At 67.8% G+C, this 26169-nt stretch carries 19 protein-coding genes; 13 read left to right on the top strand and 6 right to left on the bottom strand.

The window, feature by feature from the left end:
* Positions 1 to 177: 177 nt before the first annotated feature.
* Genes OXG83_07105 through OXG83_07095 form a run of 3 tightly spaced genes read right to left on the bottom strand, consistent with a single transcriptional unit; the run spans position 178 to position 5318 of the window.
* Positions 178 to 2490 (bottom strand): VWA domain-containing protein, encoded by a 2313-nt coding sequence (locus OXG83_07105; protein ID MCY3964786.1) that lies wholly within the window; start codon positions 2488 to 2490, stop codon positions 178 to 180.
* 48 nt (positions 2491 to 2538) lie between these two features.
* Positions 2539 to 3291 (bottom strand): sulfite exporter TauE/SafE family protein, encoded by a 753-nt coding sequence (locus tag OXG83_07100; GenBank protein MCY3964785.1) that lies wholly within the window; start codon positions 3289 to 3291, stop codon positions 2539 to 2541.
* 5 nt (positions 3292 to 3296) lie between these two features.
* A complete protein-coding gene (locus tag OXG83_07095) occupies positions 3297 to 5318 on the bottom strand; it encodes a VWA domain-containing protein (protein ID MCY3964784.1) in 2022 nt (673 codons plus the stop codon).
* 82 nt (positions 5319 to 5400) lie between these two features.
* Here OXG83_07095 and OXG83_07090 point away from each other — a divergent pair, with 82 nt between their 5' ends.
* Genes OXG83_07090 through OXG83_07055 form a run of 8 tightly spaced genes read left to right on the top strand, consistent with a single transcriptional unit; the run spans position 5401 to position 14375 of the window.
* Entirely contained in the window at positions 5401 to 6351 is a 951-nt protein-coding gene (locus OXG83_07090) for an ABC transporter permease (protein MCY3964783.1), read from the top strand.
* Positions 6352 to 6391: 40 nt separating this feature from the next.
* On the top strand, positions 6392 to 7255 hold the full coding sequence (locus tag OXG83_07085; protein ID MCY3964782.1) for an ABC transporter permease: 864 nt from the start codon (positions 6392 to 6394) through the stop codon (positions 7253 to 7255).
* Positions 7252 to 9030 (top strand): ABC transporter substrate-binding protein, encoded by a 1779-nt coding sequence (locus tag OXG83_07080; protein MCY3964781.1) that lies wholly within the window; start codon positions 7252 to 7254, stop codon positions 9028 to 9030. The genes OXG83_07085 and OXG83_07080 overlap by 4 nt, the downstream gene beginning before the upstream one ends.
* Positions 9027 to 10034, top strand: coding sequence for an ABC transporter ATP-binding protein (locus OXG83_07075; protein ID MCY3964780.1), 1008 nt, complete (start codon positions 9027 to 9029; stop codon positions 10032 to 10034). The genes OXG83_07080 and OXG83_07075 overlap by 4 nt, the downstream gene beginning before the upstream one ends.
* A gap of 16 nt (positions 10035 to 10050) precedes the next feature.
* Complete coding sequence (locus tag OXG83_07070; GenBank protein ID MCY3964779.1) at positions 10051 to 11109, top strand: ATP-binding cassette domain-containing protein; 1059 nt, start codon at positions 10051 to 10053, stop codon at positions 11107 to 11109.
* Positions 11110 to 11127: 18 nt separating this feature from the next.
* Entirely contained in the window at positions 11128 to 12453 is a 1326-nt protein-coding gene (locus OXG83_07065; protein ID MCY3964778.1) for an MFS transporter, read from the top strand.
* Positions 12454 to 12484: 31 nt separating this feature from the next.
* A complete protein-coding gene (locus OXG83_07060; protein ID MCY3964777.1) occupies positions 12485 to 13483 on the top strand; it encodes a hypothetical protein in 999 nt (332 codons plus the stop codon).
* A gap of 28 nt (positions 13484 to 13511) precedes the next feature.
* Positions 13512 to 14375, top strand: coding sequence for a DUF1932 domain-containing protein (locus tag OXG83_07055; protein ID MCY3964776.1), 864 nt, complete (start codon positions 13512 to 13514; stop codon positions 14373 to 14375).
* On the opposite strand, the gene OXG83_07050 is transcribed toward OXG83_07055, so the two are convergent.
* On the bottom strand, positions 14372 to 15487 hold the full coding sequence (locus OXG83_07050) for a helix-turn-helix domain-containing protein (protein ID MCY3964775.1): 1116 nt from the start codon (positions 15485 to 15487) through the stop codon (positions 14372 to 14374). The genes OXG83_07055 and OXG83_07050 overlap by 4 nt on opposite strands.
* A gap of 640 nt (positions 15488 to 16127) precedes the next feature.
* Here OXG83_07050 and OXG83_07045 point away from each other — a divergent pair.
* From OXG83_07045 to OXG83_07035, 3 genes are all read left to right on the top strand, one after another.
* A complete protein-coding gene (locus OXG83_07045; GenBank protein ID MCY3964774.1) occupies positions 16128 to 18281 on the top strand; it encodes a carboxypeptidase-like regulatory domain-containing protein in 2154 nt (717 codons plus the stop codon).
* 26 nt (positions 18282 to 18307) lie between these two features.
* A complete protein-coding gene (locus tag OXG83_07040; GenBank protein MCY3964773.1) occupies positions 18308 to 18727 on the top strand; it encodes a PDZ domain-containing protein in 420 nt (139 codons plus the stop codon).
* A gap of 116 nt (positions 18728 to 18843) precedes the next feature.
* A complete protein-coding gene (locus OXG83_07035; protein ID MCY3964772.1) occupies positions 18844 to 20541 on the top strand; it encodes a VWA domain-containing protein in 1698 nt (565 codons plus the stop codon).
* An 85-nt stretch (positions 20542 to 20626) separates the two neighbouring features.
* On the opposite strand, the gene groL is transcribed toward OXG83_07035, so the two are convergent.
* Together groL and OXG83_07025 are read right to left on the bottom strand one after the other, a co-directional pair.
* Positions 20627 to 22264, bottom strand: coding sequence for a chaperonin GroEL (groL, locus tag OXG83_07030; protein MCY3964771.1), 1638 nt, complete (start codon positions 22262 to 22264; stop codon positions 20627 to 20629).
* A 22-nt stretch (positions 22265 to 22286) separates the two neighbouring features.
* Positions 22287 to 22574, bottom strand: coding sequence for a co-chaperone GroES (locus tag OXG83_07025; GenBank protein ID MCY3964770.1), 288 nt, complete (start codon positions 22572 to 22574; stop codon positions 22287 to 22289).
* Positions 22575 to 22802: 228 nt separating this feature from the next.
* Here OXG83_07025 and OXG83_07020 point away from each other — a divergent pair, with 228 nt between their 5' ends.
* Both OXG83_07020 and OXG83_07015 read left to right on the top strand, forming a co-directional pair.
* The gene (locus OXG83_07020) at positions 22803 to 24638 is read left to right on the top strand and encodes a pitrilysin family protein (GenBank protein ID MCY3964769.1); all 1836 of its coding nucleotides are present in this window, start codon (positions 22803 to 22805) and stop codon (positions 24636 to 24638) included.
* Positions 24635 to 26158 (top strand): pitrilysin family protein, encoded by a 1524-nt coding sequence (locus tag OXG83_07015; GenBank protein ID MCY3964768.1) that lies wholly within the window; start codon positions 24635 to 24637, stop codon positions 26156 to 26158. The genes OXG83_07020 and OXG83_07015 overlap by 4 nt, the downstream gene beginning before the upstream one ends.
* Positions 26159 to 26169 lie beyond the last annotated feature (11 nt).

Here is a 26169-nt window from a genome sequence, read left to right as displayed (position 1 = left end):
GGCGGGAAGAGTGGCGCTCTCAGCCGGAAGGTCGCTGGTGGCGGCGATCTCCTGACTGTGCGCCGGCTCGGGGCTCGGAAGTTGTGGCGCTACCAGAAGGACAGCCGCCGCGATCGCCCTCCCGCAGCCAGTCCTAAAGCGAGCCGCGCCGGTCACTAGCGTCGCTCCGCGTTCGCTCTACTCGATCGCTTCGAGCGGCAGAGCGCTGCGCACCTTGAGGCCTCTCCGGGTCATTCGGACTTCCGGCTCGACGGCGGTGCCGAACGGGCGTTCGCTGTAGTACGTCAGCACGTACTGGCTCCGGAGCTCCTCCTCGATGTGGTCGAAGACGTTGGCCATCTGGTCGATCGACTCGATCTGGAACAGGCGCCCGCCGGTAGGCCCCGTGATCAGCCGCATGCTGTTGCGCAGGTTGGCGTCCTCCATCGTGGTCGGACCGAATCCGAGCGAGCGCATGGCGACGACGTAGACGGGCACACCCAGGCGCTTGCCGAAGTCGATCGCCCGGGTCGGATCCGACCGGCTGTTCGAGTCGAAGCCGTCGGTGACGACGACCAGGGCGCGGCGGCCGGGTGCCTCGCCGTACTGAAGCAGAGAGAACAGGATCGCGTCGTAGAGGGCGGTGTTGCCCTGGGGGAAGAGACGCTCCAGGCCGCGCGCCAGTAGCGGCTTGCTGCCGGTGAGCGGTTGCACCAGGCGCAGCGTTGAGTCGAAGTCGACCAGGAAGGCCTGGTCGCGCCAGGTCAGGGCACCCTCCAGGAACGCCTGGGCGATTGCGTTCGTGCGGCGCCATATCGGCTCCATGCTCCCGGACGAGTCGATCGCGAGGCCCAGTGACAGGGGCACGTCGTTCGAGACGTAGAGGGTCTCGACCTGGCGTCGCTCACGGTTCTCGCGAACCTCGAAGTCCTCCGGCTTGAGATCGCGGATCGGGCGGCCGCTCCGGTCGACGACAAGGACCTGTAGCTGGACGAGCTGGACGTCGATCTCGTCGCTGAACTCGGCGCCCTGGAGTAACTCGACGTCCTCGAGTTCCCGGCCGTCCCCCAGGCGAGCGACGACCCGGACGAAGTCCTGTGGCGAGGCGCCGGAGGTCGGCACGTCGGCGGCAACGCTCCACACGCCGCTCGGGCCCGCTTCACCCTCGAAGTCGTTGTAGGCGGCGACGAGCCGTTCCGTGCGGTAGAACTCGACGCGCTCGAGGGTCTCGGAGCGGGGGACGGCGACGCCCGCCTCGACCCGGACGGTCGGTTCGCCGCCTGTCTCGCCGGGCGTGATCCCGGCGATACGGACCGCGAACGGGGGATCGAGTCGGTTCAGAACGATCTTGTCCGCGCCGGCGTAGGCGCCCCGTGCGGTGGTTGCCCTGACCTCGATCGCCTGCTCACGGGGCGGATCGGCGAGCTCGATGCGTGCCTCGAAGGGTGGCGTCGTCACGCGGGTGGCCGGCTCGCCGTCCAGCAGGAACTCGACGACCGCGATCTGCGGGTCGATCGTGAGGGTCTGGATCAGCACCTGACCGGTGATCAGTTCGCGGTAGCCGCGCTCGGGCGGCAGGATGCGGATCGTCGCGGGACGGGCGCTCCGGTCGCCGTCTGCGCGATCGGGGCGGCGGCGCGCATTCCCGCCTCGGACCGGTGGCAGGAAGTCTGCCTTGTTGAAGCCGTCCTCGTCTGGCCCCGCCCCTAGGTCGCGGGCGCCCGTCGCGGGCGTTGAAACCGCGACCGCCGGAGCGTCGCCGGAGCGTTCGAAGACCGTCCGGAACGACAGGTCGGCGTACCGCCCGCCCTGGAGGTCGGTGACGAGCACGAGGTGCTCTCCCTCCAGATAGAAGGTCTCGATCCGTTGCCGTCCCTGGGAGGAGGTTTCGATTTCGAGCGAGTCGCCGACGAGGCGCGCGCGGCTGCGACCGCCGAAGCCGTCCGCAACGTCGCGCCCGTCGAGGAAGAGGATCCGGTCTTCGCGCTTCGCGTTCCGGACCAGGACCTGAGGGTCGTCGATCCGGATCAGCAGCACGTCGAGCCGCTCCGCAAGGTGGCGCGCCATCTCCCGCATCCCCGCCGGGCCGTCCTGCGTACCCCCGGGCTGTGTGCCGGCGCGCCCGCTCCCGAATCCGCCACGGCCGCCGTATCCCCCGCGCCCGGAAGGGCCCTGGCCGCCGCGGCCGAAGCCCCCCGTGCGTCCGCTGCCGGGGTTTGCGCCAGGCGATCGGCCCGGCCCGCCGCCGAAGGTCTGCCCGTAGGTCTCCTCCAGCTTCTCGATCGGGTCTTCGCTCAGGCGCTCGTCGCGAATCCAGATGCCCGGGATGGCGGCGATCGGGTCGGCCGGAGCCGTCGCGGTCGGCTCGTCCGGGTTGGCCGGCTCCTGAGCGCGCGCTGGCGCCGCGGCCGATGCGCAGAGAAGAAGGCCGAAGAGGCCCGCGGCGAGCGAGGCGCCGTCGAACCGTCCCGGGCCTGACCGGCGGCCCCGGGTGTGTTCCGTCCTGGTCATGGTGACAACCTTCCTGAATGCAGGATACAGGCCAACTTCGTGGGTTCGCTACGTCGCCAGCAGGTCCCGCACGCCCTTCGCAGCACAGATCGCGCCGAGCGCGAGGATCACCGGTCCGGTGACGCGCCGGAACTGCCCGTCATCGAATCGGTCGAGGAGGCGCGTGCCGATCCGCGCGCCAGCCACGGCGAGGATCATGCCTCCAGCGATCAGCCAAGGGGAAAGCCGGCTGTCAGGTGACTCCGGCAGCACCGCTCGTGACACCCACACGTAGTAGCCGATCTTTAGGAGATGCCCGACCGTCTGGGTAAACGCCTTCGTGGCGACGATCGTCCGGCGGTCGACCCTGGTCTCGAGGTAGAAGACATCGAGTAGCGGTCCGGAAGCCCCTGCCAGGAGCTGAGCGCCGGTCACGGTCAGGCCGCAGAGTGCGGCCGTACGCCGGTTGCGCACGTCGAGCCCTCGCAGCACCGGCAGGAGCCGGGCCAGCCATGGGAAGCTGCCGACCAGGATCAGTACCAGGGCCGGGTCGGGCACGAAGGCGATCGCTACGAACAGCAGCACCGCGAGGGAGGCGCCGGCCGCATACCACGGCAGCACAGACCACAGCATGCGGTCACGGAGGAACAGGAACCTGGCGCCGTTCGATGTCGCCTGCACGGCGCCGTGGAGGATCATCGCTCCGCTGACCGGCAGGACGCTCGCCAGCACGGCCATCAGGATCAGTCCGCCGGCCATGCCTAGCACGCCGGAGATGACGGCGGTCAGGAGGACCGTGAACAGGATGGCCGCGGCGATCACGACCGCTACTGCAGCGCCTCCAGCGGCAGCACACTCTTCACGGTGAGACCTCTGCGTGTCGTCCGAACCTCCGGCTCCAGGTCCGCTCCGGACGGTCGGTCGCTGTAGTAGGTGAGCACAACCTGGTGCCAGAGGTCCGCCCTGATCCGGTCGAAGACGGCTTGCATCTCTCTCGCCAGTACCTTTCGGGACTGGCCCGGGTGGATTCGGAACAGACGGCCGCCGGTTTGCCGGCTGAGTCTCTTGACCAGAGTGCTCCTGGGATCGCTCCAGCCGAGTGCGATGAAGTAGATCGGAACACCCATGCGCTCCGCGAAGTCCGCGACCTGCGCGCGCTTCGTGCGGCTGTGGAGATCGTCGCCGTCGGTCACGACGACCAGGGCCCGGCGGCCCGGTTCGGCTCGGAACTGGAGCAGGGAGAACAGGATGCCGTCGTTGAGCGCGGTGCCGCCCTGGGCGAGCAGCCGGTGGAGTCTGGCGCGCAGCAGCGGCTGGCTCCCTGTGAGCGCCTGGAGTGGGCGGACCGTGTCGTCGAAGTCGACCAGGAAGGCACGATCTTCCTCGGCAAGGGCGCCCTCGAGGAAGGCGCGGACGACCGTGTGCAACTGCTGCCAGACCAGGTACATGCTCTCCGACGAGTCGATGGCGACGCCGAGCACGAGGGGGACGTCGTCGGACGCGTGGAGGTTCTCCGGCGAGCGCCACGCCCGGTTCTCGCGAATCTCGAAGTCGTCAGCGGTCAAGTTGCCTACCGGGTTTCCTCTTCGGTCGACGACTAGGATCTGGAGCTGCACGAGCTGCACGTCGATCTCGCTGCGGTGTTCGGCGCCCTCCAGGAGTTCGGCGTCTTCCATTTGCCGGCCGTCGGCGAGTTGCGCGGTGACCCGAACGAAGTCACCAGGCGAGATGCCTTCGATCTGCGTGTCCACAGGGATGACGCGCGCCTCGCCTCGATTCGCGCCGGGATCCAGATCGTCGAGCGTGGCGACCGGATGATCGCTGCGATAGAAGGTCACGCGTGTGAGCGTTGCCGTGCGGGGCACCGAGATGTTGGCTGTGACGCGGAGCGCCGGAGGCTCGGCTGAGGCAGTCGACCGAATTCCGGCGATGCGGACTTCGAAGGGCGAGTCGGGTCGGTTCAGAACGAACTGATCGGTGCCGGCGAGCACTCCCGCGCTGTCGTAGGCCCGTACTTCCAGCGTTTGCGGGCGCGGTGGATCGTCCAGGCGAATGCGGGCGGAAAAGGGAGGCTTCCCGGACTTCTTCACGCGCGCTCCGTCAAGACGGAACTCGACCGACCGGACGAGTGGATCGATGATCAGGGTCCGGACCTGGACCGGACCGGCGAGCAACTCCCGGTAGCCGCGGCGCGGCGGCACGATGCGGATCGCCGCCGGCTCCAGGAAAGAGGGACTCCGCCGGGCGGTGGCCGAGGGCCAGGGAGGCGGTCTGCCGTCGGCGTGGTCGTACACCGTACGGAACAGCAGGTCGGGGCTCGAGAAGTTCTGGGTCTCTGTCAGCTGGACCAACCGGTCGCCCTGACGGTAGAACGTCTCGGTCCAGAGCCAGGCCCAGGGGTCATCACCCCTGGTGACGATCTCCAGCGAATCCTCGGCCAGGAAGGCGTTGCTGGCGTTGCCGGCGCGGTCGTAGCGGGCGAGTCCGTCGGTCGGGAGACGGAGATTCTCACCCCTGGCGTTCCTGACCAGCACGTCCGGCCCCGGGAACTCGATCAGGAGACGGTGGCGGCTGCCGGTCAGGTCATCGGCCAACCGCCGCAGGGCGGGTGAGGCGAATTGACCGGCGACCCTCGCGGCGGGGTCTTCGCTCAGATCCTCGTTCCGCACCCAGGAGCCCTCCAGAGCAGCAGAGAGGCGAGCGGCCTCGGTCCGATGAGTGGCGCGCGCCGGCTCCGTCTGGGCGTGGGAGGGTGGTGCGGCCGCGGCTCCCAGAGCGAGGCTGGAGAAGAGAGCTGCCAGCGCGGCCGACCTGCGGAGGTCAAGCGGAGTCCGGGCCTGGATGATCATGGCTCTGAGGGAAGGCCGTCGCTTTCCGGGGACGCCAGCGTCCCCATGTGGTTCCGGCGGGCTGTATTCTCATACACCTTCCATGAAGACATACATCCTGCGGCGGCTGCTGGCGATGGTGCCAACCCTCTTCTTCGCCAGTCTGATCGTCTTCGTGTCGATGCGGGTGATCCCCGGCGACGTGATCGACCTGATGCTGGCGCAGAACGACGTCTCGACCAGCCTGGACCGGGAAACGCTGGAGGCGGCGATGGGCCTCGACCAGCCGATGGTCTCCCAGTACGTGCGCTGGGCGGGCAACGCGCTGAGCGGCGACCTGGGTCAGTCTCTCTGGCGGAGCACCCCGGTGCTTGAGCAGATTCTGGAACGGCTGCCTGTCACGTTCGAGCTGGGATTGCTGGCGCTGGTCATCGCGCTGTCCGTCGCGGTGCCGGTCGGCATCCTCTCGGCGACGCGTCAGGACTCGGCCGTCGACTACGCGGCGCGATCGTTTTCCCTCCTGATGCTGGCGATTCCCGGCTTCTGGCTCGGCACCCTGGTCATGGTGTTCCCGTCGGTCTGGTGGCGCTGGGCGCCGGAACTCGAGTACACGCCGTTCCTCGTCGATCCGATCGCGAACCTCACGCACCTCATCGTCCCGGCGATCCTGCTCGGCCTTTCCCTGTCCGCGGTGACGATGCGGATGACCCGGACGATGATGCTGGAGGTGATGCGCCAGGACTACGTGCGCACGGCCCGCGCCAAGGGGCTTCGCGAGCGGGTGGTCGTCGTCCGGCACGCGTTGAAGAACGGTCTGATCCCGGTCGTCACCCTGATCGGACTGCAGGCGCCGCTGCTGATCGGCGGCGCCGTCGTGATGGAGCAGATCTTCGTCATTCCGGGCATGGGACTGTTGCTGCTCGAGGGCGTCTACGAGCGGGACTACCCGGTGATCTCCGGCGTCTTCCTGGTCGTCGGCGTCGCGGTTCTGCTGATCAACCTGCTCGTCGACCTGAGCTACGGCTGGCTCGACCCCAAGGTGCGCTACGGATGAGCATGTCGTGACCACCGTCGCCGCAGCCGCTCCGGACGCCCTGCCGGTCCGCGACCAACCGCGCTGGTGGCGCTTCACGGTCCGCCTATTCCGGACCAAGCCGCTGGGTGCCGCGGGCGCGGTGGTCTTCGCGATCTTCCTGTTCTCCGGCATCTTCGCCGGCGTGCTCGCTCCGTATGGCATCAACGAAACCGACCTGGCGCATCGCCTCGAGCCGCCGTCGCGCCAGTTCCTGCTCGGCACGGACCACCTGGGCCGCGACCTGTTCTCGAGGGTCCTGATGGGCGCCCGCCTGTCGATGATCGTGGGTTTCTGCGCGGCTGCCCTGGCGACGGTCGTGTCGATCCTGATCGGCGTCCTCTCGGGCTACCTCGGCGGCTGGTTCGACATGCTCACGCAGCGCCTGGTCGACGCCTGGATGACCTTCCCCGACCTGGTGCTCCTGATCGTCATCGTGTCGGTGGTGGGACCGGGGATCACCCAGATCGTGATCATCCTGGGTCTGCTCTACGGCATCGCCGGCTCCCGCATCGTGCGCGGCGCGGTGACCTCGGTGCGTGAGCACGTCTACACCCACGCCGCGCAGTCGGTCGGCGCCGGCACATTCCATATTCTGCGCCGGCACATCCTGCCCAACGTGATGCCGGTCGTCATCGTCCTGTTCACGACCCGCGTCGGAGCCGTCATCCTGTCGGAGGCGGCGCTTTCGTTTCTGGGCCTCGGCGTGCCGCCGCCGGCGCCGACGTGGGGCGGCATGCTCTCCGGCGACGGCCGCACCTACCTGTACCTGGGTCCGTGGCTGGCGCTGGCGCCTGGCATCTGCCTGACCGTCGTCGTCTACGCCGCGAACGTCTTCGGCGACGCGCTGCGGGACCTTCTCGACCCACGGATGAGAGGCACATGAGAGACCTGGCTGAACGACGCCGCAGCGGCGTAGCGCTCACGGTAGTTCTGACCCTCGTTGTTGGCGCGTGCGGTGACGCGCCTCCGGCTCGCTCCCCGTCGTCGGCCGGCGGCACGGACATGGGCGCGGACCTGTCCTTTGAGCCCGGCCCGGTGCCGGTGGAGCCGCCCCGCTATGGCGGCGAGCTGAACGTCGGCACGGTCTACGTCACCCTGTCGGCGCTGTCCTGGGACACGACGGACTGGAACTGGAAGCAGAACCACGACACGGGGATGCTCTACGAGCAGCTCTTCGTCGCCGATCTCGATCAGGCCGCGGTCCGGGGCGGCGATCAGCGCTTCGTCTCCGAGGCGTACATGTCCCCCGAGACGATCCGCGGCGAGGTGGCCGCGAGCTGGGAATGGGAAGACCCGCTGACCCTGGTCATCGAGGTCCGGCGCGGCATGATGTTCCCGGCCAAGCCCGGGGTGATGGGGGCGCGGGAACTCGACGCCCACGACGTCGTGTTCAGCTACGAGCGCCTGCGCGACAGCCCGAAGGCGATCCCGACCTACTTCGACCACATCGACCGCGTCGTGGCCAGGGACGACCACACGGTCGTCTTCGAGTTCGGGGAGTTCAACGCCGAGTGGGACTACCGGTTCGGCTACGGCTACTTCTCGGGCATCGGGCCGCGGGAACTGGGCAAAGTCGACGCCAAGGACTGGCGGAACGTCACCGGCACCGGTCCGTTCTCGCTGGAGCGGTTCATCCCGGGCAATTCGCAGACCTACGCCCGCAGGCCGGACTACTGGGACCGGACCACGGTCGGCAGCCAGACCTACGAGATCCCCTTCATCGACAAGCTCACTTACCGCACGATCAAGGACGAGGCGACCTACCTGACCGCCATACGCACGGGCAAGCTGGACATCCTCGAGTACATCCGCTGGATCGCCGTCGACCACCTGAAGAAGACGACCCCCGAGCTGCGCTGGTCGCGCTGGCTGTCGACGGGCGGCACCTTCATGGTCATGCGGGTCGACCAGGAGCCGTTCGACGATGTGAGAGTGCGGCGGGCGATCAACCTCGCGGTGAACCAGCGGGAGATCGTCGAGCTGTTCTTCGGCGGCAACGCGGAGCTGTTCGCCTACCCTCAGCATCCCTCGTGGGAGGGGTACTTCGAGCCGCTCGAGGCGATGCCGCCGTCGGTGCAGGAACTGTTCGAGTACAAGCCCGAGAAGGCGCGCCGCCTGCTGGCCGAGGCGGGTTACCCCGACGGCTTCACCTTCAGGATGCAGGTGTCGGCCAACAACGCGATGCGGATGGAGCTGGCGCCGCTGCTCGCAAGCTACCTGGACCGCATCGGCGTGACGATCGAGATCGAGGTCGTGGAGTACGCGGCCTACCTGTCGATGATGACCACCCGCACCCACGGTCCCGGCTACCTGATGGCCAGCGGCCACGTGAACCCGACGACCACGCTCCGCAAGAACTTCGTTACCGGCCAGACCTGGAATCCGTCGATGTGGTCGGACCCGGGACTCGACCGTCGCATCCACGAGATGTTCCTGACCCGGGACGAGGCCGAGCGGCAGCGGATCGTCAAGCAAATCACGAAGGAGATGCTGGACGAGGCGCCCTACCTCTGGCTGCCCGTGCCGTACATCTACACGGCCTGGTGGCCGTGGGTGAAGAACTACGGCGGCGAGCTGCGGGCCGGGGCGGTTCGTCCGGGTCCGATCTACGCGCGGCTCTGGATCGACCAGGAGATGAAGCGGGAGATGGGCTTTTGAGCGGAGGGGCCGCGCCGGAGCCGCTGTTACGGGTCCAGGATCTCGACGTCTCCTTCCGCTCCGGCTTCGGTGAGCGACCGCCGGTTCGCGCGGTGAACTCGGTTTCCTTCGAGGTCGCGCCCGGCGAAACACTGGCGATCGTGGGGGAAAGCGGCTCCGGGAAGAGCGTCACCGCGCTCTCGATCCTGCGTCTGATCCCGGATCCGGGGAGGATCGAGAAGGGGAGCATCCTGTTCGAGGGCCGCGACCTGCTGGCTCTCGATGAGGCCGGCATCCGGGCGGTTCGGGGCAACCGGATCGCGATGATCTTCCAGGAGCCGATGTCCTCGCTCAATCCCGTGCTCACGATCGGCGGCCAGGTTGCCGAGCCGTTGCGCCTGCACCGCAGGCTCAAACGGCGCGAGGCTCTCGAGCAGGCCGTGGACCTGCTCAGGTCGGTCGCGATTCCGGACGCGGAGAAGCGGCTTGGCGACTACCCGCACCAGTTCTCGGGCGGCATGCGCCAGCGAGTGATGATCGCGATGGCCCTGGCGTGCCACCCGCGCCTCCTGATCGCCGACGAACCGACCACGGCGCTCGACGTCACGGTTCAGGCGCAGATCCTCGAGTTGCTCAAGGAACGCACCCGGGAGACGGACTCGGCGCTCATCCTGATCACGCACGATCTCGGCGTGGTCGCCCGCTACGCCGACCGGGTGGCGGTCATGTACGGCGGCCGGATCGTCGAGAGCGGGCCGGCCGCGGCGCTCTACGCGGATCCGCGGCATCCCTACACTCAGGGACTCCTGCGCTCGGTGCCCAGGCTCGAGGGCGACACCGGCGGCCGTCTCGAGTCGATCGAAGGCCAGCCGCCGGACCTTTCGGCGCTGCCCGCGGGCTGCGCCTTCGAGCCTCGCTGCCCCAACGCTCATGAGCGCTGCCTGGAGGCGCCGCCGCCGCTCGTCGCGCATGGTGCTGCCCGGGCCTGGGCCTGCTACCGAGCCGAAGAGGAGCCAGCGGCCTGATCGGCGCCGGAAGCGCATGATCACGACGGATGTTGCCGTGGATGCATCGGCTTCGCGGTCATCTCCCGGGAGCGAGGTGTTGCTTCGGGTCGAGGGCCTGAAGGTCCACTTTCCGGTCACGGAGGGAGTGCTCATGCGACGACGCGTCGGCTCCGTCAAGGCGGTCGACGGGGTGTCGTTCGAACTCCGGCGCGGCGAGACGTTCGGCCTGGTGGGGGAGAGCGGCTGCGGCAAGTCGACCACCGCCCTCGCGATCCTCCGCATGCTCGAACCGACCGCCGGCCGGATCGTGTTCGGCGGTGAGGACGTGACCGCCCACAGCCAGAAGCAGTTGCGAGGAGTCCGGCGGCGAATGCAGATGGTGTTCCAGGATCCGTTCGGCTCGCTCAACCCGCGCATGCGGGTGGGAGAGATCGTTGGCGAGCCGCTCAAGGTCCACGGCCTGGCCGGCGACCGCCGGCGCTACGGCGCGCGCGTGGCGGAGCTGCTCGACATCGTGGGCCTGCTGCCGGCGATGGCGAACCGTTACCCGCACCAGTTCTCGGGCGGCCAGCGCCAGCGCATCGGCATCGCCCGCGCGCTGGCGCTCGAGCCCGATCTCGTGATCTGCGACGAAGCGGTGTCGGCGCTCGACGTCTCGATCCAGGCGCAGGTGCTCAATCTCCTGATGGACCTGCAGGAACAGCTCCGCCTGACCTACCTGTTCATCGCCCACGACCTGTCGGTCGTGCGCCACATCAGCGACCGGATCGGGGTGATGTACCTGGGGCGGATCGTTGAGATCACGGCTCGGGACGAACTGTTCGAGCGGCCCCGGCACCCGTACACGGAGGCGCTGCTGGCGTCCGTGCCGACGCCGGACCCCGTGATCGAGGCGGCCCGGCCGCATCGATTGATCGCCGGTGAGGTCCCGAGCGTCCGCGAGCCGCCTCCGGGCTGCGCCTTCCACCCGCGTTGTCCGAAGGTGCTCGACCACTGCGACCGTGTGGAGCCCCTCCTCGAAGCGGTCGGCGCGGCGCGGGTCGCCTGCCACCTGTACACGGATGCGTCGCCGGCCGCCGACGGCACGGGTTGAGCTGGGGAACCTGGCGACTTGACGATTCCGCGCGAATCTCGACGGAAGTTCTACGGCTGGCCGATGGTCGCCGTGGGTTTCCTGATCTACGGCCTCGGAATCGCTCCGGCCTACTACGGCCACGGCATCTTTGCGCCGGCTCTGGTCGACGATCTGGGTTTGACCCGCCAGCAGATCGGCCAGATGTTCGGGGCGTTCACGTTCACGTACGGCCTGGTCAGTTTGCTCGCGGCGGCGGCCATCCGTCGTTGGGGCGTCCGGGCCACGGTCACGGCGGGCGCGCTCTGCGCCGCCAGCGGCTTCTGGGTGGTGAGCGAAGCCTCGAGCGCGACCGAGCTCTACCTCGGCTACTCGCTCGTCGGCGGTATCGGGATCGGTCTCTCGACGCTGCTGCCGGCCCAGACGATCCCGATCTTCTGGTTCCGCAAGTACCGGGCGCGGGCGACGGCGATCATCCTGTCGGGCGCCGCGATCGTCGGCTTTCTATGGCAGCCGGCGGCCGGGCTCGTGGTCGAGTCGTGGGACTGGCGCGTCGGCTGGCAGATCGTCACAGCGATCTCCCTGCTTGTCGCGGCGATCGCCGTTCTCTTCGTCCGGAATCAGCCGAGCGACATCGGCCAGCGTCGTGACGGACTGCCGCCGGACGATCCTGAAGGCCTGGACGCTGGCGAGACGGGTCATCGGATAGAGGCACCGCTGGCGGCGGGCGACTCCGAAACGGCCGGCGCGTCGGCAGCGAAGGGCGCCCTTTTATGGGCTCTGCGCACTCCCCAGTTCTGGATCGCCACCTTCGCGACGGCGGCGAACACCGTGCCGTGGCGAGTCGTGTCCGCCCACGGCGCCCTTCATCTGCAAGACCTCGGCTTCACGACGTTCGCCGCGTCGGCCATCCTGGGCGTACGGGTCGGCGCCAGCCTGTTCGGTCGGCTGACCGGCTCGCTGGGCGACTTCATGTCGCCGATGCGCGTCCTCGCGCTGGCTCTGCTGGTCAACGCGGTCGCGCTGTCGGTCTTCGTGTCGGCGAACTCGGCGGTCGTGGCGTATCCTTGCGTCTTCGCGATCGGCGTGGCCTACGGCACTGCCTACACGAGCGAAGTGGTCGTGTTCGGCTTGTTCTTCGGGCGGGCGGCGTTCGTCGGCACGACCGGCATCCGGATCGCCCTGATCGGTGTCATCGGCGCGCTTGGACCCGTCCTGGCCGGCGGTGCGGCGGATCGAACGGGCTCCTATGCCGGCACGCTCTGGACACTCGCTGCCCTCGCGGTCCTTGGCGCGGCGGCGATCTGGTTCTGCCGGCCGCCGGACCGGTCCTCGTCGACGCGTGACCAGCAGGCCGCCGAGTAAACTCAGGCTACGCCACGAAGGAGAGACTCGCATGTGCAAGCGGAAGGCGCCGATCGCAGTGTTCGCCATCGTCGTGCTGGCTGGCACGCCCCTCGTCGCGCAGCAGGACTCGCCGGAGCTGGAGCGGACGGCCTGGGGAGCGCCCGACCTTCGCGGGGTCTGGGACTTCCGGACGATCACGCCGCTCGAGCGGCCGGAGGAGCTCGGCGAGCAGGCGCGCTTCGGCAGCGCGGAGGCCGCGGCCGAGTTCGAGCAGCGGACGCTGGCAAGGCGGAACAAGGACCGGCGGACGAGCGACGGCCTTTCGGCGCAGGCCGACGTCGCGAACGCCTACAACCAGTTCTGGTGGGACTACGGGGACAAGCTGACCGAGGATCGGCGGACGTCCCTCATCGTCGACCCGCCCGACGGCCGGATTCCCGAGCTGACCGACGCGGCGAAGCAACGGGTCGCGGAGCGCCTTGCGGCGCGTCGCCGGCCGGCCCACGGCCCCGAGGACCGGGGCGTAGCCGAACGCTGCATCCTGGGCTTCAACGCCGGACCGCCGATGAGTCCGAGCGCCTACAACAACAACGTCCAGATCTTCCAGACCGAGGACACGGTCGTGCTCCTGGTCGAGATGGTCCACGACTCGCGGGTCGTGCCGCTCGACGGCCGGCCGACCCTGGCGGAGGACGTGCGGCAGTGGCGGGGTGACTCGCGGGGGCACTGGGAGGGCGACACGCTGGTCGTCGTGACGACGAACTTCACCGACCAGACGAGTTTCCGGGGTTCGGGCCCGAGCATGCGCCTGACCGAGAGGTTTACGCGGGTGGGGGAGGACCGGCTCGTCTACGAGTACACGATCGACGACCCGGAGTCCTTCGCGGGTCCGTGGACGGCGGTCATTCCGATGAGCAGGAATCCACTGCCCATGTTCGAGTACGCCTGCCACGAGGGGAACTACGGCATGCTGAACCTGCTGCGCGGCGCCCGGGCGGAGGACGCGGAAGCCGAGGCCGCCGCCAGGGCGGAGACATCGGGCGGCTGACCTCGGCCGTCGATCCGCGCGCGTTGCCTTGACGATCGCCACTGTCGGCCTGCTCCATCCAGGGGCGATGGGCGTCACCGTCGGCGCGGCGGTGCGGGAGCCGGTCCGGGTCGTGTGGGCGTCCGAGGGACGCAGCCGCGACACCCGTGCCCGGGCCGCAGACGGGGGCTTCGACGATCTGAAGACGCTCGCCGCGGTGACCGCGGCGGCCGACGCCGTGCTCTCGGTCTGCCCTCCTCACGGCGCCCTGGCCCTTGCCGAGGCTGTCGCAGCGACCGGATTCGATGGCCTCTATCTCGATGCGAACGCGGTGTCGCCCGCCACGGCGCTCGAGATCGCGGGAGCCGCGGCGGCGGGCGGAACGCGGTTCGTGGACGGCGGCATCGTCGGGCCGCCGGCGGTCCGGCGGGGAACCACGCGGCTCTACGTCTCTGGAGACGCCGCGGCGGAACTGGTGGCTCTGTTCGAGGACTCGGCCCTCGAGGCGATCGATCTCGACGCAGATGTCGGCGCCGCCTCGGCGCTCAAGATGTGCTACGCCGGCTTCACCAAGGGCAGCGCGGCCTTGCTGCTCTCGCTGCGGGCCGCCGCCAGGGCTTACGGGGTGGAAGATGGCCTCCTCGGGGAGTGGAGCCGATCCCAGCCGGGATTGGAGAAGCGAAGCGTGCGTGCCGCGGCCACGGCGGCTCCGAAGGCATGGCGCTTCGCCGGCGAGATGGAGGAGATCGCCTCGACCCTCGAGGCGGCGGGGCTGCCGGATGGGTTCCACCGCGCCGCGGCGGAGGCCTACGTCCGGCTCGCCGGTTTCCGTGGTGAGCCGGAGGGTGTGCCGGTCGACGAGGTGGTCGCGGCCTTGCTTGACGATGACCGGGTGGCTGGCCAGAGAGACTAGGCGCCTTCGTCGCGCACCTGGGACCGGAACCGGGACGGAGGAGAGCCGAATCTCTTCTGGAACAACCTTCGGAACGTTCGTTCGGACCCGAAGCCGACGGCCTCGGCCACTCGCCCAATCGGTTCGTTGTGGTCCCGGAGGAGGACGACGGCTCGCTCCAGGCGGCGACCGACCAGCCAATCGTGGAACGACTGGCCGGTGGCTTTGCGAAAGAACCTGCCGAACCCTCCGACGCTCATGGCCGCGACGGGCGCCAACGCGTGCAGGTCCAGAGGTTCGGCGAGATGGTGATCGACGTGCTCTCGAACCCTCCGCAGCCTCGCGTAGTAGTCGAACGGGTCGTTGGCTGCCGTGAGCCGGCGAGGCGCTTGGCGATCTTCGTGCGCGCCGCCATCTCGGGTGCCAGGCTCTTCCGCCTGTGGCTCCTGAGGCGACTCTTCCATCTCCGCGAACCCGAAGCCGTAGCACTCGATCCTGCCGCCAGGAGTCGTTGGCACTCGCGACGACCACCCAGGCGCCCATTCGACGAACGTGTGGAACTCGTCGTTTTCGCCGCAGGGGTCGACGCCTCGGGGCAGCGCCCCCACGAAGTCCTTGTCGAAGGGGCAACCCGCGCGCTCGGCCGGCAATCGGTCCGTCTCCACTGAGCACACCCATGCCTTCACGCCGGCCCTCAGGAGTTCCGCGGCGTGGTCGGCCGGGTCGCGGCCCGAGAGAGGGAACAGGGGGTGAAGGCCGAGGCGGCTGAGAAGAGCCGTCCGGCGCTTCATGGCCCGGCCCGGGAAGAGTTCGCTGAACGCGAGGAACTTCTCGTTGTTGCCCTGGCACAGGCGGAGCAGGCCCTCCTCGATGGCGGCCTCGTGGTCGTTCTCGGCGGCTGCCCAGTCGAACTCGATGACGTGAAGCGGGAGGCCGACCGCGGCCGCCTGCCGCTCGACCATGTATCGGCGGACTCCATGCATGGCGACCCGGCCGTTGTGCCGGTTGATCTGGGTCACAAGCCCGCGAACGTCCCACTTCGGGTCGTTCCGAAGCGTGCGCAGGACCCACGCCGAGTCCTTGCCGCCGCTCCACCAGAGCCACACGGGTTGAACGTGTGGAGTCGATGACATGGGGTGTGGGGTCTCGGTCTCGACGGGCGGTCGTGGAACGGGCGGACGATATCAGCGTCACGCAACCGCAAACGGGATGACGAGGCTGGCGGTGATCACGAAGTCTGGCGGTCCGGAAGGCTTCCTGTTCGGTTTGTCCGATTCGGGTCGGCTGTTGTCCGGTTTCTGTTTCGCCGGAGCATGTCCACAGGCTCCGAAGGCTGGCTATCGTGATTGCTGTCTGAGGCGCCGGAGCATCATGAACGAGACAGCAACGAGAGTCCGGTCATGAGAATGCCGTCCTTGGCGGCCCGCTACCGGCACCCGTAGGGCAAAGCTGCAACAAGCCACTAGAGGAGGTGCTATGCGAGTGTTCTTCAAGAGATCCACGCCGATGCGTGACGTGATCCTGTCCATGCTGTTCTTCGGGCTCTTGGTGCCCACGCAGTTTGCCGCCGCGGAGTGCAACCGCGTCTGCGACGGCGGGTGCACGGCAAGTTCAATGGACACGGGACTTCAACGGCAAGCTTGAGATATGAGTAACCAGTGCGGGCGGCAGGGCTGCCGGTTCAGAGAGTGGTTCGCCGCGCTGACTGCGTCTATTGCATCCTGCCTGATCCCCTTCCTTTGGTTAGCGGCTCCTGCGCTGGCGCAAATGCAATTGAAGGTCGTTGAGGTTGGTGACAGGAAGTTGGATCTGGAGTCGGTGACGTTCCAGGCACTCGACCCGATCACCCGAGACAGCGTCGCTTCTTGGGAACTCCCCTACGACGTGGCGTTGGAGGGGTTCCGAGTCGATGTTCCCGCTTCTGAGGTAGGCGTGGTCGTTCGGGCGGTAGCTCCGGGGGCCTGGTCGCCGTCGGTGTATGTGCCGCCGGAGGGTGCGCTGGAGCCGCTGTTCCTGGTTCCAGAGCGCAGAGTCGTCCTGCGGGTTCGCAGCTCTCACCGAGCATTGGAGCGTCTCGCTCACGAGGACCTCTATGTCCTTGGCCGGGTGTGGGCGCCAGGAAAGCGACTGCCGCCTGGTCTTTACCGTGGCCCTTGCGATGGCGAGTGGGCGGACAGAGAAAGAGAGTTTATCGTCACATGCCCGTTTGCCGCGGGTGAGACGACGCGCCTTCGCGTCTGGATGGGGCTGTTCCAGGCATGGAGAACGACGCTCACGGACAGCTCCGAGGATCTGAGCTTCGAGTTGAACGAACCGAGGACCGGCGCGACGGTGAGCGGGCGGCTGTCTGGCTCTCCTGCCGCTGTCTACCTGGTCGGCGATGACGGGCGCATCCCCGTCACAACGTGGGCCGACGCGACAGGTTCGTTCAAGCTGGAGGGACTGTCTCCTGGGCGATTCTCGTTGAGGCTGGTCGACTCGCCCTTGGATCGGTGGCCGGTCCGCATTGAGTCTCTGGACGATTGGATTGACGTGGGCGATCTGCAGAGCGCGGCGTCGAACCTTCTAACGGTCGAGCTTAGGGGCGCTCAGGGAGCCTCGCTGACTGGTCTCGCCGTGACCGCTACGGCTGTTGAGCTGGACAACGAGGATCAGGTCGTGAGTTACGGATCAGAACCGATCGCGGGGGCACCCTCCGAAGGCGGTCTCTTCACTTGGGATGGGCTGCCGCAAGGGCACTACGAGCTTGAAGTCTCTAGCCAACAGGGAGACCGGTATCACCAGGAGTCAATCCGATTCCTGGGCACGGATTACACCGTCTTGGAGCTTGCGTTGCTCCCTGTCAAAGGGATCCTGCGCCGTGGCGGCGATGTGGTGGAAGGAGCCATGCTGTGGTTCGGGGGCATGTGGGGCGTCCAACGGGTTGCCATGCGGAGTCGGGAGGGGGGCGTGTTCCGGGGACTCTTGCCGCGAGAAGGCGAGTGGTACACGGAGCTCACCGCTGCGCCGGAGTGCGACCCTTGCGAGGGGTCTTGGGAAGGGGGCTGGGAGGGCCATAATCCGGAAACTGTCGAGCACGTTGGGTTCATCGAGGCCGAAGCGGATGACGACGGCGTCGCTCGTATCGAGATCGATCTGGCTGCAGGTCGCGTGAACGGGCGCGTCGTTGCCTTTGAGGAAGACGTACTCCGTGGCGTCAAGGGCGCCCGGGTCAAGATCGAGCGCGCGCAGAAGACGTTCACCAAGGGTTCTCTCAGCATTGGGCCTTGGGTGACGCGATCTGAGGGGGCCTCCGGTGGCTTCACGGTCGTGGGGTTGCCAGCCGGCAGATTCTTGGCGTCTGCCGAGCTATTGGACGGCGGGGGAGTAATGCTCGCGTCCGGCCACATCCAGTTCCGTGTTGACGACGGCCTCTCGCCTCCCGAACTGGAACTGCGGTTGCAACAGAAGCAACAGATCAGGGTCGCGGTCCGTTCAGATGGCGCTCCGGTGAGCAGGGCGGCCGCATGGGTGCGATCCGGATCGGCCGTAGATGGGAAATCCCCCATGTCGTTGGACGGACAGGGAGTGTTCTGGCTTCCGGCTCCGGTTTCTGATGTGGACGTCTTCGTATGGGCAAAGGAGTTCGGCGCTGCAGGTGTGCGGCAGAAAACGACACCTGACGGCGCGATTGCCGTGGAGTTGGCGCGGTACAGGGGTGATCTCCGCCTTCCGAGACGATTGGGGGGGCGACTCGTTACCGAGTCGGGGGCAGCCATCGGTTTGGACGAGCTCAGGACCCTCGCTCGCCATGCTGTGCTGGATGACGGGGACGAGGTTGTCGTCCGCGACCTGTCTCCTGGATCGTATCTGTGGTGCCCGTCTTACGACGAGGCGTGTGTCCCGGCCACCGTGGTTCCGTGGACCGAGAATCAAGTAGGCCAGTAAAGGAGATCGTGATGCGGAAGAGACTCGTGGCCGGTTCGGTGCTGGCTCTCGGATTGTGCGTTGCCGCGTATGCTGACGGGGAATCCGACAAGCCGGGTTACTTGGGGTTCGGGTTCGAGGTCGATCCGAACTCGGGGCTGCTGACAGTCCTCTACGTGGTGCCGGGAACTCCTGCGGAGACGGCCGGCATCAGAGAGAGTGATGTTCTGAAGATGGTCTCGGGGGCGGAGGTGCGATTCGCGTCGCATCGCGAGGCCCTGGACAGCCTGGGGAGCAAGGTCAGGGAAGGTGTTCCTGTCGAGTTTGCCTTCCAGCGCGGCGGACGACTCCGCTCCATGGTTGTGGTGCCGACCGAACCCCCGCTCGGTCTGGCCGCAAGGAACGAAGCACTGCTGCGCTGTTCCGATTCTGCGCTGCCGGATCGCAGACGCGACCTGCCACCCTGAGTCGTGCGATTGTGCTTGTGACAACCGTTGTGTCTCTGTTGCCCGCGGCAATCACTCAGGCGCGGCGCTCAAGACCGGCTCTCAAGCGCTTCTGGACATCCGGGGGGTTGGTCTTGGTGTGGCTCTTCGGTGCCGCCGCGGTAAGCGGCCAGACGCCGGACCGGGCCTTCGTGGAGTCGGTCGATGTCGAGGTGATCGAGGTCGACGTCGTCGTGACGGACCGCAAGGGTCGACCGGTGCGCGGGCTCGGCCGGGACGACTTCGAGCTCTACGCCGACGGCGAGCGAGTCGAGATCAGCAACTTCGCGGAGTTCGAGTCGATTCTGGGCGCGAAGCCGGCCGGGGTCACGCGGTCCGGGAGTCACGGCGCGTCCTCGGCCGGTGCCGCAAGCAATTTGACGGTGGTGCTCTACCTCGACGACGCGAACCTCCACGGTCCGCATCGGACGCGGGCGCTGAGACGGCTTGCCGAGGCGGTAACGCCTTGGCGAGACTGGGGTGCCCGCTACATGCTGGCGACGTTCCGCGACCGTCTGGAGATCGTGACGCCGCCGACGCCGGATCTGGACCGGGTTCTGGAGGCGGCGGCGCTTCGGCGCCGGGCCACGACCCGCGGTCTGGCTCAGCACGTGGCGAGGCAAAGGGCCATCCTGGAGATCGTCGAGACGGATCCGGCATGCGATGGGCCTTACATGGCGATCGCGCGCCGGCACGCAGCGGAGGAAGCGAACCGCGTCGCCGCCGCGGTGGCCGGACTCGCCGACCTGGTGAGCGTACTCGGGGGCGTTCCGGGCAAGAAGGCGGTCCTCTACGTGAGCGACAGTCTGCCTCGGCAACCGGGAGAGGCGGTGTGGAGCTATCTGGCGCATCAGCACTGCGCGAACGACCGCCGGGCGACCTCGCGACTCATGTCGGAGCTTGCCGGTTCCGACGAAAGCAGGCGTTTCGATCTGCTGACGCGCCACGCCAACGCGAACCGGGTCACGTTCTACGCCGTGGACGCTGCCGGTGTACGCGCCGGGTTGGCAGCCGACGCGTCGCTGCCTCTGGGCATGTCGTCTTCCCTGTTCGAGAACGACTCCGTACATCGGCTGAGCTCTCAGAGCGGCATGCACGCGATCGCCGCCGAGACCGGAGGCAAGCTGCTGGCGAACTCGAACGATCTGGTCGAGCTGCTGCTAGAGGCGTCGGAGCAGCTAGAGGCGGCCTACTCGCTCGGCTTCATGCCGGCAAAGCGGCGTCCCGGCAAGGTGCGGAAGCTCCGAGTCGAACTCGCTCCGCACGCGGCGGCGGGCAGGAGAGTCCAGCACCGGGAGAGCTACCGGGACAAGCCCCTGTCGGAGCGGCTGGCGGACCGGCTGCTTGCCACGACGTACCTGGGCGATCTCGACAATCCACTCTCGATCAAGGTCGGCTTTGACCCGCCGAACAAGACCGGCCGGAAGCGCTTCAAGCTCGGCGTCAACGTGGTCGTGCCTGAGGAGTCCGTGCTACTGCTGCCGGGACCGGGCCGGAAGCGGGCGGAACTCCGGCTCTGGCTCCTCGCTCTGGACCGCAAGAACGGCGTTCGCACGGCCGCGAGGGAGAAAGTCGTCACCCTGGGCCGCCGCGGAGTGACCGCCAAGGCCGGCGTCTATTGGTTCAACATCTCCATGAAGCTCGCCCGCAGCGAGTACGACGTCGCGGTCGGCGTTCGAGACGAGATCAGTGGCGAGATGTCTCTCCTCCGATTGCCGGTGGACGTGGCGCCGTCGCCCAAGAAGGCGCGACAGAAGCGCTCCCGCGACCGGAGTGCCGCGACGGCGGGGAGTTGAAGGGGGCGGCCTGGGGGCACCCGCACCAAGAAGAGAGGGCGGCCCCGGAGGGCCGCCCTCAGGTCCTTGCCGGTAGCCGGCTCGCCTACATCATGCCGCCCATGCCGCCCATGTCGGGGGCGGGCGGGGCGTCCGGCTTCTCTTCCTTGATCTCGGAGACGAGAGCCTCCGTGGTCAGCATCAGGCCGGCGATCGACGCGGCGTTCTGCAGCGCCGTCGTGGTGACCTTGGCCGGGTCGATGACCCCAGCGGCGAGCAGGTCCTCCATGCCGTTCGTCGCGGCGTTGTAGCCGGTCGAGCCGGTCTCCGCCTTCGCGTCGCGGACGATGACCGAACCCTCGACGCCGGCGTTCTCGGCGATCTGCCGGGTCGGCTCCTCGAGCGCGCGCTCGACGATGTCGACGCCGACGCCCAGGTCGCCGTCCTCGGAGAGTCCGGCGACGGCGTCGATTGCCCGCAGCAGGGCCACGCCGCCACCCGGGACGACGCCTTCCTCGACGGCCGCCTTGGTCGCGTGCATCGCGTCCTCGACCCGAGCCTTCTTCTCCTTCATCTCGGTCTCGGTCGCGGCGCCCACCCGGATCACGGCGACACCGCCGACCAGCTTCGCCAGCCGCTCCTGGAGCTTCTCGCGGTCGTAGTCGGAAGTTGTCTCCTCGATCTGGTTGCGGATCTGCTTGACCCGACCGGCGATCGCGGCCTGGCGACCGGTGTCGCCGGACTCGGTGACGATCGTCGTGTCGTCCTTGGAGAGGACGACCTTCTTCGCCTCGCCGAGGTCCTGCCACTGGACGTTCTCGAGCTTGATGCCGAGGTCCTCGGTGATCACCCGGCCGCCTGTGAGGATCGCGATGTCCTCGAGCATCGCCTTGCGGCGATCGCCGAAGCCCGGTGCCTTGACCGCGGCCGCCTGCAGCGTGCCGCGCAACTTGTTGACGACCAGGGTGGCCAGCGCCTCGCCCTCGACGTCCTCGGCGACGATCAGCATCGGCTTGCCCTGCTTGGCGACCTGCTCGAGGACCGGAAGCAGGTCCTTCATCGAGCTGATCTTCTTCTCGTGCAGGAGCACGACGCAGTTCTCGAGCACGCACTCCATGCGGTCCGCGTCGCTGACGAAGTAGGGCGACAGGTAACCGCGGTCGAACTGCATGCCTTCGACGACCTCGAGCTCGGTCGCCAGGCCCTTGGCCTCCTCGACCGTGATCACGCCGTCCTTGCCGACCTTGTCCATCGCCTCGGCGATGATCTGGCCGATCTCGGCGTCGTTGTTCGCGGAAATCGTGCCGACGTTGGCGATCTCCTCGCTGTCCTTCACGTCCTTGGCAAGGGCGTGAATGGCGTCGACGGCGGCGCCCACCGCGAGCTCGATTCCGCGCTTCAGCTCCATCGGATTGGCGCCGGCCGTCACGTTCTTCGCGCCTTCGCGCAGGATCGCCTGCGCCAGGACCGTTGCGGTCGTCGTGCCGTCACCGGCCACGTCGGAGGTCTTCGAAGCCACCTCGCGCACCATCTGCGCGCCCATGTTCTCGAGGCCGTCCTTCAGTTCGATCTCCTTGGCGACCGTGACGCCGTCCTTGGTGATCGTGGGGGAGCCGAACGACTTCTCGAGGACGACGTTGCGGCCCTTGGGGCCGAGCGTCACCTTGACCGCGTCGGCGAGCTTGTTGACTCCGCGCAGGACCGCGCCGCGCGCGTCCTCGGAGTAGACGATCTGCTTTGCCATGTGTCTGCTCTCCAGTTCCGGCCTATCCCACGACCGCGAGGATCTCGTCCTCGCGCAGGATGACCATGTCTTCGTCGTCGATCTTGATGTCGCTGCCGGAGTACTTTCCGATCAGTACGCGGTCACCAACGCTGACGTCGAGCGCGGAACGCTCGCCGTTCTCCTGCATCTTGCCTGGGCCGACGGCGACGACCTCGGCCTCCTGCGGCTTCTCCTTCGCAGCGTCCGGGATGATGATGCCTCCCCGGACCTGCTCCTCCTCTTCGAGCCTCTTGACGAGCACCCGGTCATGAAGCGGACGTACACTCACCAGCGATCTCCTCCTGTTGGATTGGTGTCGGTGGATGTGGGTCTTCGTGGTCGGGACGGAGGGCCTGTTAGCACTCGGCCCGAGCGAGTGCTAACAATAGAAACATGGCGGCCCGAATGTCAACAGTCCAGGACACTCGCCGTGCGGCCGGCCCGCGGCGCAGGCGGTAGAGTCTGCCGGTCCCGCTGACACGGTCTCCGGTGCGGGGACCGGAAAGGAGACTCGCCTGTGATCTGGCCTGAACGAAGAAACGGCTGCGCGGCGGCGGTGCGGATCGGTCTGCTAGCCGTGCTGGCGGCGGCGCTCGCCTGGCCGGCCGACGGTGCGGCCCAGAGCGCACCGACGGCAGCCGCGGTGCCGGTCGATGAGTTCGAACTCGACAACGGAATGCGCTTCCTGCTGGTGAGCCGCCCGGAGCTGACGACCGTGGCCGCTGCGTGGGTGGCTCATGTCGGTTCCGCCGACGAGCGGCCGGGGATCACCGGCCTGGCCCACTTTTTCGAGCACATGATGTTCAAGGGCACCCACACGATCGGCACGAAGGACATCGAGCGCGACCTCGAGATCATCGCGGAGCAGGAGGCGGTCCAGGAGAAGATCCGCGCCGAACTGCGTGAACAGCGGCGGCGGTACCGGCTGGGCGAGATCGACGATCCGTACGATCCCGCTCACCGCACCGACACCCTGAACGCGCTGCGCGCCGAGTTCCAGGAGCTCGTGGAGGAGCAGCGGGAGCTCATGGTCAAGGACGAACTGGACAAGGTCTACACCGACGGCGGCGGCACGAGCTTGAACGCCTTCACCAGCAACGACTTTACGGTCTACATCAACCAGTTGCCGGCGAACCGGCTGGAACTCTGGTTCTGGCTCGAGTCGGATCGCCTGCTGAATCCGGTGTTCCGCGAGTTCTACGCCGAGCGGGACGTGGTGTACGAAGAGCGGCGTCTGCGCACCGAGTCGACGCCGACCGGACGCTACGACGAGCAGGCGGACGCCATGTTCTGGCAGTCCCATCCGTACAGTTGGCCGGTCATCGGTTGGGCCTCCGACCTGGAGGTGATCAGCAAGTCCCAGGCCGACGAGTTCTTCGCCACCTACTACGCACCGAACAACCTGAGCGCCGTGCTGGTCGGCAACTTCGATCCGGCCGAGGTGCGGGAACTGGCGGAGCGCTACTTCGGCCGCCTCGCGCCGGCCGAGCGGCAGGCGCCCGATGTCGTCACTCTCGAGGCCGAGCAACTGGCCGAGAAGCGGATGACGGCCGAGTGCGACTGCCAGCCCCAGCTCCAGGTGCGCTACCACGCGGTGCCGTTCGGTCACGGTGACGGTTATGCGCTCGATGTCGTCGCGGGCGTGCTGAACGGCCGCACCGGCCGTCTCTACGAGCAGATCGTGGAGGGCGCGGAGCTGGCGTCCAGTGCGGCTGCCTTCTACGAGGCGAGGAAGTACGCCGGCGTCTTCAACCTGCGCGCGGAGACAAAGGGCGACGCGACCCCCGAACAACTCCTGGCCGCCTGGGACGGGATCGTCGCGGAACTGATCGCCGAGCCGGTCCCGGAGGACGAGCTGGCCAAGGTCAAGAACCGCGTGTCGGCCGACACCTACCGGCAGCTCAGGGATCCGTTCTTCCTGATGATCCAGTTGGCGATCATGGACGCGCTCGGCGACTGGCGCTACCTGAACACCGTCGCGGAGCGGACCAACGAAGTGACGGCCGAGGACGTGCAGCGGGTGGCGGCGAAGTACTTCGAGCCAGCAAACCGTCTGGTCAGCCTGTACTACCGCAAGGAGGGAACCGAAGCGACGGAGACCCCGTCCGAGCTCGAAGCCCTGCCGCCGGAGATGCGGACGGCTCTCATGTCCCAGGCCGAGGCGATCGCCCAGATCGAGGATCCGGCCCAACTCGAGATGGTCCTCCAGCAGATGGAGGCCCAGTCGGCTCAGGTGCCGGAAGAGATGCGCCCGGCGCTCGACTGGATGCGCGGCGTGATCGAGGGGCGGCTGGCCGAGCTGCAGGAACAGGCTGAGTTTGTGGAAGAAGATGGCGAAGGAGGTGAGCAGTGAGCGGACGCGTGCTTGTGAGGTTTGCGGTTCCCGTCCTTCTCTGCCTCGGCCTGGCGCCGTCGGTCGGCGCCCAGGGCAGCGCCGAGATCGTCGCGCACCCGAGTGAACTGACGTACGGTCCACTCGACTTCGAGCTGCCTGACGCGGACGGTTTCCGCCGCGAACTGGCGGGGGGCGTTCCCACTTACCTCGTGCCGGACCGTTCGCTGCCACTGGTCGACGTCACGGTGCGGTTTCGCATCGGCTCCTGGCTGGAGCCCGCCGAGCAGACCGGGCTGGCCTCCCTGACCGGCGAACTGATGCGGACGGGCGGCGCCGGCGAACTGGAGGCGAAGGCCTTCGACGAGGCGGTGGAGGCGGTTGCCGGCAACTTCTCTGCCTTCATCGGCAGCACCAGCGCCGGGATGTCGATGAACTGCCTGTCGACCGTGCTCGACGAGTGCCTCGACCTCTTCTTCTCGATGCTCACCGAGCCCCGCTTCGACGGCGACCGGCTGGACCTGGCGAAGGAGAACGAGCTGGAGAGCCTCAAGCAGCGCAACGACGATCCGGTCGATGTCGCCGGCCGCGAAGGCCAGTGGCTGCTCTACGGGCGGGACCACGTGGAATCGCGGTTCGTCACCGCGGCGTCGCTGGACGCGGTAGCTCGCGATGACCTGGTGGCGTTTCACCGGCGCTACGTGCATCCCGGCCACATGGTCGTGGCGGCCGCTGGGGACTTCGACAGCGACGAACTCGCGGCCAAGCTCTCGGCGCTGCTCGACCGCTTCGAGACAGAGGGCCGCGACCAGGCGCCTTGGCCGCCCCAGGCGGCGGCGTACGATCCCGCGCCCGGCGTCTACGTGGCGCAGCAGGACATTCCGCAGGGGCGCGTGCACATCGGCCACCGCACCTTCCAGCGCGAGGACTGGGGCCATCCTGACCACTTCGCGCTGTCGATGATGGACGGGGTGCTCGGCAACGGCGGCTTCACCACCCGGCTGATGAAGCGGATCCGCTCCGACGAGGGGCTGGCCTACGGCGCCTACTCCAACTTCCGCATCGGCAGCTACTGGCCGAGCAACCTGAGCATCACCTTCCAGTCGAAGAGCGAGACGGTCGCCTTCGCGGCGAAGATCGCGCTGGAGGAGGTCGACCGGATACGAACGGAACTCGTCCCCGAGGACGAGCTCCAGACGGTCAAGGCGGCGGCGATCGAGACCTTCCCGAGCAACTTCGAGTCGGCCGTGGCCATCGCTTCCATCTTCGCGCAGGACGAGTTCCTGGGCCGCCCTCACGACTACTGGCGGACCTACCGGGCGAACGTCGAGGCGGTGACGCCGGAGGAGGTAAAGCGCGTGGCCGAACGGCATCTCCTGCCCGACAGGCTCGTCATGCTGATCGTCGGCAACTGGGAGGAGATCGAGCCGGGCGACGCCGACGGCCGCGCCACGATGGCCGAGGTGGCAGGGAAGATCGGCGGCGGGGTCACCATGCTGCCGGAGCGGGATCCGGTGAGTCTGGAAACGGTGGGCCAGTGAAGCCTGGCGCA

This window comes from Acidobacteriota bacterium (genome assembly GCA_026707545.1).
Lineage (GTDB): Bacteria > Acidobacteriota > Thermoanaerobaculia > Multivoradales > Multivoraceae > Multivorans.
The sequence above is the reverse complement of the archived record's forward strand: the minus strand, read 5'-3'. Positions and strand labels throughout refer to the sequence as shown.